The following is a 919-nucleotide window of genomic DNA, read 5'->3' as shown; positions in this document are numbered from 1 at the left end:
GACTTGTGGCTACTGCGGTCCGGTCCACAGACGACCGGGTATCGTAGGTTCCGGACGGGGTTCACCAGCGCGTTCGCCCGAATTTGGCCGATGGTGTTCCACGTCCGAAGAGTGTCCACTCAGCCATGTGGGTTGGCCCCTCGACCGGGGTCCCGGGCGGTAACCGGGTCGGTCGCAGAGGCCCGCCGCAGGCCCGATGAGGAGGAGCTTCGATGGCGAAGACCCCCGCAGTCCTGCTCGACCCCGCCACCTTCGACGGTCCGTCGACCGACGACCCCGGTGCCCCTGATGCGCAGGTGACCATCAAGGGCCGGAACGTCGAGGTCCCCGACCACTTCGCGACCCGGATCCACACCAAGCTCGCGAAGATCGAGAAGATCTCGCCGGCGATCACCCGGTTCGACGTGGTCCTGTTGCACGAGAAGAACCCACGCCTGGCCAAGGCGAGTCAGCGGATCGAGATCACCCTCAAGGGCAAGCCGGGTGTCGCCCGCGCGGAGGCCGCGGAGGACACCTTCTACGCCGCCCTGGAGTCGGCGGTCGCCAAGCTCGAGCGGCAGATGCGCAAGGCCCGCACCCGTCGGAAGATCAGCCACTCCGGGCATCGTCGGCCGCAGTCCGTCGCCGAGGCCACCGCGGAGCTCGCGCCCGAGGCGGCACCCGCGGACGTCATGGACGAGTACGCGGACGGCGTCGATGATCAGTTGCCCGGGCAGATCGTGCGCCGCAAGGAGCACGACGGGACCCCGATGTCGGTCGACGAGGCCCTGGAGAAGATGGAGCTCGTGGGCCACGACTTCTATCTCTTCCGGGACGCCGAGTCCGGCCACGCCACCGTCGTCTACCGGCGTCACGCGTTCGACTACGGACTCATCACGCTGAGTGACGAGGCCTGACGGTCGCATCCCACACGCCCCGG

At 68.3% G+C, this 919-nt stretch carries 1 protein-coding gene; it reads left to right on the top strand.

Annotation, left to right across the window (positions count from 1 at the left end):
* Nucleotides 1-212: 212 nt before the first annotated feature.
* Nucleotides 213-896: a ribosome-associated translation inhibitor RaiA gene (raiA, locus tag G6027_RS15035; RefSeq protein ID WP_182637877.1), complete on the top strand. Its 684-nt coding sequence runs from the start codon at nucleotides 213-215 to the stop codon at nucleotides 894-896.
* Nucleotides 897-919: the final 23 nt, after the last annotated feature.

The sequence above is a fragment of the Dietzia sp. SLG310A2-38A2 genome, from assembly GCF_014145095.1.
Classification (GTDB): domain Bacteria; phylum Actinomycetota; class Actinomycetes; order Mycobacteriales; family Mycobacteriaceae; genus Dietzia.
This window is presented reverse-complemented; position numbering and strand designations above follow the sequence as displayed.